Origin of the sequence: Nonomuraea aridisoli (assembly GCF_003236395.1) — a bacterium.
Lineage (GTDB): Bacteria > Actinomycetota > Actinomycetes > Streptosporangiales > Streptosporangiaceae > Nonomuraea > Nonomuraea aridisoli.
Map to the genome: position 1 here is coordinate 1 of NZ_POUD01000337.1, position 9,037 is coordinate 9,037.

Here is a 9,037-nt window from a genome sequence, read left to right on the forward strand (position 1 = left end):
CTCATGGGGCGGGGGCCGTACTGGTTGGGGGGCACGTCCGTGAGCAGCGGCCCGGCCAGGCCGAGCACGAGCAGCACGGCGACGACGCCGAACCCGGTCAGCAGCTTTCCGTTGCGCACCGCGAAGTACAGCGCCTCGCGCCGTACGCCCTCCCGCTCCTGAGGGGCGGCTTCCTGCAGTGCCGTCATGCCTGAGCACCCGCCATTCCCGCCCGCGTCCTGGGGTCGACCACGACGTAGACGACGTCGATGATGAAGTTCGCGATCAGCACGCCGAGCACGATGAACAGGAACGTGCCCTGCAACAGGAAGAAGTCGCTGTTCTGGATCGCCGCGAGGATGAGGCTGCCGAGCCCCGGGTAGGCGAAGACGATCTCCGTCACCAGCGCGCCGGCGACGATCGTGCCGAGTTGCAGCGCCAGGCCGGTGATCTGCGGCAGGACGGCGTTGCGGAAGGCGTACCTGCGGATCAGCCGGGAGGGGGCGCCGAGCGCGGACAGGTAGTTCGCGTAGTCCGACTCCAGCTCGTAGATGATCATGTTGCGCATGCCGATCGCCCAGCCCCCGAGCGCCACCAGGAACAGCGACAGGAACGGCAGCGCCCAGTGGTGCAGCAGGTCCAGCAGGAACGCCCACGACCAGGTGGGCTGCAGGGAGAAGCTGTAGCCGCCGGCCACCGGGAACACGCCCGCGACCACGCCGAGCCCCCAGGCCAGCAGCACGGCCAGCCACATGTACGGGGTGGCGGTCAGGATGTAGCCGACCGGCAGGACGGTGTTGTCGAGCGCCCGGCGGCGGGCGGCGTACGCGCCGAACCAGTTGCCCACCACCCAGCTGAGCAGCACCGACGGCACCACCAGGGCCAGCGTGTACGGCACGGCGTCGGCGATCACCGTGCCGACGGGCGTCGGGAACAGCCAGATGCTCAGCCCGAAGTCGCCGCGCAGCAGCGCGCCCCAGAAGTTGAGGTACTGCTGCACCAACGGCTCGTCGAAGCCGAACAGGTCGTTGTAGTAGGCCCGCATGGCGGCCACGGCCTGCGGCTGGGCCACGTTGGCCCGCGCGACCATGCTGGCCACGGGGTCGCCCGGCATGAAGCGCGGGATCATCCAGTTGACGGTGACGGCGACGAAGAACGTCAGCCCGTAGACGAGCAGTTTCCTGCGGAAATAACGGCGCACGTGTGTCTCTCCGTGAAGGCCCTCCGCCCCGGGGCTCCGCGGGGCGGAGGGGAGGGGTCGTCCCGGTCAGGAGCCGGCGGGCTGGAGCTGCGTGAGCGTCTCGAAGCCACCGAGCTCGAACCAGTTACGCCACATCACGGCGCCGGTCTTGGGGGCGCTGCCCTGCGAGGAGGGCCAGTTCTTCCACACGCTGGTGCTGTGCTGGGCCCACAGGCCGTTGTACCAGAGCGGGATGACCGGCAGGTCGTCGAGATGGATCCGCTGGAGCTGGGAGATGATCTCCTGCATGCCCGCGACGTCGTCGGTCTTCACCTGGTCGAGGTCGCGGACGAGGTCCCAGGCCCGCTCGTTCTCGTAGCGGGCGAAGTTGACGGTGTTCTGCTGCTCCAGGACCGGCATCTGGAACATGTACTCGTAGTAGGTGTACGGCGAGTTCGACAGCTGCCGCTCGTTGTTGATGAGCAGGTCGAAGTCCCCCTCGGTACGCTGCTCGACCAGCGCGTTGAAGTCGGGGAACTCCGGCGTGATCGAGATGCCGGCGTCCTTGGCGCTGGCGGAGATGGAGCGGGCCGACTCCATCCAGTCGGTCCAGCCGGACGGCACGATGAGGGTCAGGTCGATCTTGGAGCCGTCCTTGTTCTCCACGAGCCCGTCGCCGTCGCGGTCGCGGTAGCCGGCGTCGGCCAGCAGCTGCTTGGCCTTGGCGGTGTCGAACGTGAAGCCCGCCGAGGAGACCACGTCCTGGTCGACGAACTTCTCCCACTGCGGCAGCAGCCCGGTGGGGCTGGCGGCGCGCACCAGGTTGCCGTACACGCTCTCGACGATCTGCTTGACGTTGATCGAGTGCGCCAGCGCCTTGCGGAAGGCCGCGTCGTCCATCGGCTTCCTCGTGGTGTTGGGCACCAGCCAGGCGGTGTTGGCCGACAACATGTAGGGCGGCTCGTTGTAGTACGTCGTCAGCCCGAAGTTGCCCTGCACCAGGTTGGCCACGCCGGGCAGGAAGTTGTTGCTGAGGTCGAGCTGGCGCTGCAGCAGCATGCCCATCGCGACCTCGTTGCTCGGGGTGGCGATGTCGACGATGTAGCGCGGCTTGGGCTCCATGTTCAGCACCGTCTTGCCCCACCAGTCGTCGCGCCGCTGCAGCACCACGCGGTCCTGACCCTTGCGCAGGATCTTGTACGCGCCGGTGCCGACCGGGTTCTCGTTGACGCCGTCCAGGACCTCCTTCTCGGAGCGGTCCTTCCAGACGTGCTGCGGGACGATCGAGCGGCTGTAGAGGTTGAAGTCCCACTGCTGGTAGTTCGCCTGGGAGAAGGAGAAGCGCACCGTCTGGTCGTCGACCGCCTCGATGCTCTCCAGCCAGTTCCACAGGTCGTGGTACGGGATCGTCTCCATCTTGCCGAGCTCGTAGGAGAACTTGACGTCCTCGGCGGTGAACGGCTGCCCGTCGGACCACGTGATGCCGGGGCGGAGCTTGATCTCGTACGTGGTGTCGTCCGTCCACGAGCCGCCGGCGGCCAGCCAGGGCTTGAGCTGGGCGTTGACGGTGTCGTAGTGGAACAGCGTCTCGTACACCAGGCCCTTGGTGCCGACGGCCGAGTCCCATTCCCTGATCGGGTTGAAGTTGACCGGCGGCCCCCACTGGGTGCCGGTGGTGTAGAGGGTCTCGTTGCGCGGCAACTGGCCGGGGTCGGCCACCGCGCCCTGGCCGCCCTGAGGTTGCGAGGCCGCCGGCGACGGCGTGGATCCGCCGCTGGTGCAGGCGGAGGCGAGCAGGCTCGCCGCCACGAGCGGGATCATCAACCGAGCCCGGATACGCATCGCTACTCTCCTTCCTCCGCGCGCGGCGCGAAGGTTCGCAGTCTGTCGAGACACCCCGATGGACCGGCCTCCGTTGGGAGCGCTCCCAAACAGGACGCGCAAGACGCCCTTGCCCGGATACCGGTGAGCGATCAGTCTTCACATGGGACTCATGGCCCGAAGGGCCTGCTGAACCGGATAAGTACCGCGAACGTAAATTCCACGTGACCGTGCAGTCAAGAGCCGTGACGCTTTCGAGACGTGACCGTGCAAACGCTCTCAGCGGCGAGCGGCTGACCGGTTCAACGCGGCCGCTCGCCGCTTGCGCCTCCTGGCAGCGGCGTCAGACCGGCCTCAGATCCAGCCCATCCGCTGGGCCGTGCGGATGGCCTCCAGGCGGTTCTGGGCGCCCAGCTTGGTCATCGCGCTCGACAGGTAGTTGCGCACGGTGCCCTCGGTCAGGTGCAGCTCACCGGCGATGCGGGCGATCGTCGCGCCGTCGCCCGCCAGGCGCAGCGCGTCGCGCTCGCGCTCGGTCAGCGGGCTGTCGCCCGCCGCCATGGCGGCCGCGGCCAGCTCCGCGTCCAGGTAGCGGCCCCCGCCCTGGACCTTGCGGATGGCCCTCGCCAGCTCCTCCGCCGAGGCGTCCTTGCCGAGGAAGCCGCTGACACCCGCCGCCATGGCCCGGCGCAGGTAGCCGGGGCGGCCCAGGCTCGTCAGGATGACGATCTTGCACTGGGCGCTGATCTGCTCGGCGGCGCTCAGGCCGTCCATGCCGGGCATCTCGATGTCGAGCACGGCCACGTCGGGTCGGTGCTCGGCGACGGCCGCCACGACCTCGTCGCCCCGGCCCACCTGGGCCACGACCTCGATGCCGTCCTCCAGGTCGAGCAGCGCGGCGATGGCGCCGCGGATGAGGTGCTCGTCGTCGGCCAGCAGCACGCGGGTGGTCATGCCGGCACCGCCGCCCGCAGCACGTAGCGGCCCTCGGGAACCGGCCGCGCCTCCAGAGTGCCGCCGGCCGCCCGCACCCGCTCGGCCAGGCCGGCCAGGCCGATCTGCGCGTGCTCGCCCACGGGCCCGCTCACCCCGTCGTTGGACATCTCCAGCACTCCATCCTTGATCGTGATCGTGCAGCGTTCGGCCTTGCTGTGCTTGAGCACGTTGGTGACGCCCTCGCGGACGACGGTGGCCAGCAGCGTACGGGTCTCCGGCGTCAGCGTGCCGGTCTCGGCGCGCACGGTGCAGCGCACGTCGGCCGCCTCCAGCACCGCCCGCACGCTGGCGAGCACCTCGTCCAGGTCGAGCGCCCGGTAGCTCTGCACGGTCGCGCGGACCTCGCGCAGCGACGTCCTGGCCAGGTCGCGCACCTCGAACATCTCGGCCGCGGCGGCCTCCGGGTCGGTGCGCAGGGCCCGCTCGGCGTCCGCCGTACGGGCCGCGACGTCGACGAGGCTCTGGCCGAGCAGGTCGTTCAGGTCGCGGGCGAAACGCAGCCGCTCCTCCGAGACCGCCAGCCGGGCCAGGGCGTCCTGCCCCTCGTGGGCCTCCTTGGCGGCCCGCCAGAGCCAGAGGTTGGCCAGCACGCCGCCGACGCTGACCGCGGTCAGCACGCTCTGCATCACGAAGAACTGCGGCTCGAAACCCTGCGCCAGGGTCACGTACAGGTTGAGCACCGCGATCGACGCGACCGACAGCACGATGATCGTGCGCCGGCGGACGAACGGCGCCAGGGCCGACAACCACGGCGGGTGTGCCCACATGATCGGGAAGATCGACAGCAGCGCGGTGAGCACGCCGCTCACCACGAGGACGGCAGTGGGCCTCGAGCCCTCCCGCAGGGCCACCCGGAACGACCGCATCGTGAGCACCTGGACGGCCAGCAGGAGCACGGCCGCGCCGGCGGCCAGCTGCCACGACATCCCGATCTGCACGCGCACGTACAGGTCGTAGTAGCCGAAGACGGAGACCAGGACCACGAAGTCCATGGTGTAGACGACCAGCCAGCGGACCTTGTCGAGCTTCGTCGCGCGCCGGATCACGCGGGCACCGCCGCGCGCAGCAGGAACTCACCCGTCGGCGTCGGCTCGGCGGAGAACGACCCGCCGGCCGTGACGAGCCGCTCCGACAGGCCGCGCAGACCGCTGCCCGGGCCGGCGGAGCCGTCCAGGACGCCGTCGTTGCGCATCTCCAGCACCCCTCGGTCGATGGTGATCGCGCAGCGGGTGGCGGCGCTGTGCTTGAGCACGTTCGTGGCGCCCTCGCGGACCGCCCACGCCAGCAGCGTCCTGGCGGCGGGCGACAGGCCGTCCGCGCGCACGTCCACGACGCACCGGGTGCCCGCGGCCTCCAGCGCGGCGCGTACGCCGGCGAGCTCCTCCTCCAGGTCGAGCGAGCGGTAGCCGTCGACGGCGAGCTGCACCTCGGTCAGCGCCTCGGCGGCCAGGTGGCGCACGTCGGCCATCTCGGCCTCGGCCCGCGCCGCGTCCTTCGTCGACAACTTGGCGGCCAGCTCGCTCTTCAGGCTGATCACCGAGAGGCTGTGGCCGAGCAGGTCGTGCAGGTCGCGGGCGAAGCGCAGCCGTTCCTCGGCCACGGCGAGGCTGGCCTTGGCCTCCTTGCCGTCGTGGGCGTCCCTGATCGACCGCCAGAGCCAGCGCCAGACCAGCATGGCGGCCACCAGCGCGACCGCGCTCATGGTCTCGCCTACCAGCACGCCGACCCAGTGGCGGCCGGTGACGAACGAGGCCCACCAGGTGACCAGGCCGACAACCACGACGCCGAGCACCACCGTGGCGCGCAGCGACAGGTAGAGAGAGGCGGCCGACAACCACAACACGCCCACCTCCATCCAGGTGGGCGCGGCGGCCAGCTGCTGGGGCGGCAGCAGCGCCAGCGCGCCCGCGGCGCAGGCCCCGGCGATCAGCAGCTTCGGCGACGGGCGCCGGGTGCGGTCGTAGGTCTCGCGCATCAGGAAGGGGAAGAGCGCGTAGAAGCCGAGCTGGCAGGCGACGGCTGCGACGAAGTGCGGCAGGGAGATCGCGCCTTGCAGCCAGTAGAGGACGGTGAGGACGAGGAACAACACGGCGAACATCGCCACCATGCTGTCCATCCAGAACAGAAGGAGCTTCCGTGCCGTCTCGGGACGTGTCGCCATCACGCCCTCCCCCGCAGATCAGAACCTCGCCGCCTGGGCGGAATCCTATCTTCAGGGAGAAGTGCTCCAAAGAATCCGTGAAACGTCGGGAATGGGGTTGACGCCGCGGAGCGACAACCACGCCAGGCCGTGGCGGTCGGCGTAGGCGGCCAGCGTGCGGGCGTCCGCCCGGCTCAGGTCGCCCGCGTCGGCCAGCACCGGCGTGAGCGCGATGCGCGGCCACGCCTCCTCCGGCGTGGCCAGGCCGTGGGCCCGCGCGATCTGGTCGCGGGCCGCGCGCACGGCCGCGGCCATCCTGCGCAGCCGCCCGTCGCCCGCGGCCCGCGGCTCGACGGTTGCCAGCAGGTTGACGGTGGCGACCTCGGCGCCCTCGCGGCGGGTGAGCCGCAACATCGTGACGTCGGAGGGCTCCAGCCCGCCGGGGCCCAGCCGCAGTGTGAGGACCACCCGCAGCGGGCGTTCCTGCTGCACCGCGCGCAGGGCGCGGGCCCGGCGCAGCACGGCGGCCCGGTCGGCGCCGTCGCGGACCTCGAACTCGACGGCCTCGGCGCCGAACGCTCCCGCCACCCGGCGGTAGGCGGCGGCGAGCGCGGCCGGGCGCGCGCAGGCCACGGCCAGCTCCCGGCCGCCGGGGCCGCCGAAGATCGGCACGGCGTCGCCGCCGAGCGCCCGCAGCCGCCCGACCCGGTTGGCGACCGCGTTCCTGCCCAGGTCGACGCGTCCGGTCCACCGGGGCGCGCAGCCGTCGCCGCCCGCGACGAGGTGGCCCAGCGCGTAGTGGCGCACGCCGCTGCGGCGGGCCTCGGCGGGCAGGTCGAAGCCGGAGTCGAGGGCGGTGTCCACGAAGCCCACGAAGGCCGGCGGCGGCGCTTCGGGCGGCGGCGCGACGGTGATCGTCGGCGAGACGGCCGGGCGCGCCGCCACGGGCGGGCGGGCGGCGTCGGCCGGGAGCAGGCGGACCGCCACGGCGGTGGCGGCGGCGAGCGCGAGAGCGGCGAGGACGGCGATCGGACGCGGGAGCAGGCCGGGCTCCCTGGTGTGCCGAGACATGGACCACCCCACGTAGTCGGTCGGCTACGGTACGGCACCGGCGGATGAACGTTAGCAAGCCGGGGCGACTCGGCGTGGGGCTTTTCCGGTTCGCGTCCGATGTGTGCGGATAATGTGGTCATGAAGCTGCGGATCTTCACCGAACCACAGCAGGGCGCCACATATGACGACCTGCTCACCGTCGCCCAGGCCACCGAACGCCTGGGTTTCGACGCTTTCTTCCGGTCCGACCACTACCAGCGGATCGGTCCCGGCGACCCGGGCCCCGGCCCGACCGACGCGTGGATCACGCTCGCCGGTCTGGCCAGGGAGACGTCCCGGATCCGGCTCGGCACGCTGGTCTCGCCGGCCACGTTCCGGCTGCCCGGGCCGCTGGCCATCAGCGTGGCGCAGGTGGACCAGATGAGCGGGGGCCGGGTCGAGCTGGGCTTGGGCACCGGCTGGTACGACGGCGAGCACTCGGCGTACGGCATCCCGTTCCCGCCGGTGGGCGAGCGGTTCGGCAGGTTCGAGGAGCAGCTGGAGATCATCACCGGGCTGTGGACGGCGGAGAAGTCGTACTCCTTCGAGGGCAGCTACTACCGGCTGGCCGACTCGCCGGCGCTGCCCAAGCCGGTCCAGCGGCCCCGGCCGCCGGTGATCATCGGCGGGTTCGGGGCGAAGCGCACGCCGCGGCTGGCCGCGACGTACGCGGACGAGTACAACGTGCCGTTCCACACGCCGGAGGAGACCGGGCAGGCGTTCGACCGGGTGCGGCGGGCGTGCGAGGAGACCGGGCGCAGCCTGAAGTACTCCGCCGCGCACACCACGATCGTCGGCGCCGACCGGGCCGAGGTCGAGCGGCGCGCGGCCGCCGTCGGTCACGACCCCGCGCAGGGCCTGTGCGGCACCCCGGCCGAGGTGCTGGAGCAGATCGGGACGTACGCCGAGCTCGGCGCCGAGCTGGTCTACCTGCAGATCCTCGACCTGCACGACATCGAGCACCTGGAGCTGATCGCCGCCGAGGTGCTGCCGCACGTCGGGTAATCCGTTGGCGGTGCTTCGCGCCGTTGGGGCAGACTGTGCCGCGTGCTGCTGATGATCTCCACGACGGCCACGCCCGCGACAGACCTGGGCTTCCTCCTGCACAAGCATCCTGAGCGCGTGCAGGAGTTCGGCCAGTCGTTCGGCACGGCCACCGTCTTCTATCCGGAGGCGGGCGACGACCGCTGCACGGCGGCGCTGCTGCTGGAGGTCGACCCGGTGGCGCTGGTCAGGTCGCGGGGCAAGGGCTCGCCCGACTTCAGCCTGTCGCAGTACGTCAACGACCGCCCGTACGCGGCGTCCTCGCTGCTGGCGGTCGCGCTGGCCGACGTGTTCCGCACCGCGCGGGCGGGCCGCTGCAAGGCGCGGCCCGAGCTGCCCGGCACGCCGCTGCCGCTGGAGCTGCGGCTGCCCGCGCTGCCGTGCCGGGGCGGGCCGGAGCTCGCGCGGCGGCTGTTCGAGCCGCTCGGGTGGGCGGTGGACGCGCGGCCGGTGCCGCTCGACGAGGGCTTCCCCGAGTGGGGCGAGTCCCGTTATGTCGGGCTCACCCTGCGCGGCACCGTCCGCCTGGCCGACGCGCTCAACCACCTGTACGTGCTGCTGCCGGTGCTCGACGACGCCAAGCACTACTGGATCGCGCCGGACGAGGTGGACAAGCTGGTCAGGGCCGGCGAGGGCTGGCTCGCCGGCCACCCCGACCGCGCCCTGATCACCCGCCGCTACCTGGGCCGCCGCCGCGCCCTCGAGCGCACCGCCCTGGCCCGCCTCGCCGAGCTGGGCGACGATCTGGAAGAAGGCCTCGACCCCCCGATCGACGAGGACCCCAC

Annotated in this window: 8 protein-coding genes and 1 pseudogene; 2 read left to right on the forward strand and 7 right to left on the reverse strand. The window is 71.6% G+C overall.

Annotated elements, in window-relative coordinates; all coding sequences use genetic code 11:
- The 7 genes and pseudogenes from C1J01_RS42840 to C1J01_RS42870 form a co-directional block, all read right to left on the reverse strand.
- Positions 1 to 188 (reverse strand): annotated as a pseudogene (locus tag C1J01_RS42840) (ABC transporter permease); the annotation flags it as partial.
- Positions 185 to 1,180, reverse strand: coding sequence for an ABC transporter permease (locus C1J01_RS42845; protein ID WP_111184767.1), 996 nt, complete (start codon positions 1,178 to 1,180; stop codon positions 185 to 187). The gene C1J01_RS42845 and the pseudogene C1J01_RS42840, both read right to left, overlap by 4 nt.
- Positions 1,181 to 1,246: 66 nt before the next feature.
- Positions 1,247 to 3,001: an ABC transporter substrate-binding protein gene (locus C1J01_RS42850; RefSeq protein WP_111184768.1), complete on the reverse strand. Its 1,755-nt coding sequence runs from the start codon at positions 2,999 to 3,001 to the stop codon at positions 1,247 to 1,249.
- 333 nt (positions 3,002 to 3,334) lie between these two features.
- Entirely contained in the window at positions 3,335 to 3,934 is a 600-nt protein-coding gene (locus tag C1J01_RS42855; RefSeq protein WP_111184769.1) for a response regulator transcription factor, read from the reverse strand.
- Positions 3,931 to 5,022, reverse strand: coding sequence for a sensor histidine kinase (locus C1J01_RS42860; protein ID WP_111184770.1), 1,092 nt, complete (start codon positions 5,020 to 5,022; stop codon positions 3,931 to 3,933). The genes C1J01_RS42855 and C1J01_RS42860 overlap by 4 nt, the downstream gene beginning before the upstream one ends.
- A complete protein-coding gene (locus C1J01_RS42865) occupies positions 5,019 to 6,137 on the reverse strand; it encodes a sensor histidine kinase (RefSeq protein ID WP_111184771.1) in 1,119 nt (372 codons plus the stop codon). The genes C1J01_RS42860 and C1J01_RS42865 overlap by 4 nt, the downstream gene beginning before the upstream one ends.
- A 51-nt stretch (positions 6,138 to 6,188) precedes the next feature.
- The gene (locus C1J01_RS42870) at positions 6,189 to 7,187 is read right to left on the reverse strand and encodes a glycoside hydrolase family 18 protein (protein WP_181449274.1); all 999 of its coding nucleotides are present in this window, start codon (positions 7,185 to 7,187) and stop codon (positions 6,189 to 6,191) included.
- Positions 7,188 to 7,307: 120 nt separating this feature from the next.
- On the opposite strand from C1J01_RS42870, the gene C1J01_RS42880 reads away from it, so the two are divergent.
- Complete coding sequence (locus C1J01_RS42880; RefSeq protein ID WP_111184774.1) at positions 7,308 to 8,213, forward strand: LLM class F420-dependent oxidoreductase; 906 nt, start codon at positions 7,308 to 7,310, stop codon at positions 8,211 to 8,213.
- A gap of 42 nt (positions 8,214 to 8,255) precedes the next feature.
- Positions 8,256 to 9,037 (forward strand): 3' terminal RNA ribose 2'-O-methyltransferase Hen1 (locus C1J01_RS42885; RefSeq protein ID WP_220040395.1); only part of this gene is annotated, 782 nt, incomplete at its 3' end.

Coding starts and splice junctions, on each gene's coding strand:
- C1J01_RS42850 (WP_111184768.1), bottom strand. CDS start 3,001: ATGCGTATCCGGGCTCGGTTGATGATCCCGCTCGTGGCGGCGAGCCTG.
- C1J01_RS42855 (WP_111184769.1), bottom strand. CDS start 3,934: ATGACCACCCGCGTGCTGCTGGCCGACGACGAGCACCTCATCCGCGGC.
- C1J01_RS42865 (WP_111184771.1), bottom strand. CDS start 6,137: ATGGCGACACGTCCCGAGACGGCACGGAAGCTCCTTCTGTTCTGGATG.
- C1J01_RS42870 (WP_181449274.1), bottom strand. CDS start 7,187: ATGTCTCGGCACACCAGGGAGCCCGGCCTGCTCCCGCGTCCGATCGCC.
- C1J01_RS42880 (WP_111184774.1), top strand. CDS start 7,308: ATGAAGCTGCGGATCTTCACCGAACCACAGCAGGGCGCCACATATGAC.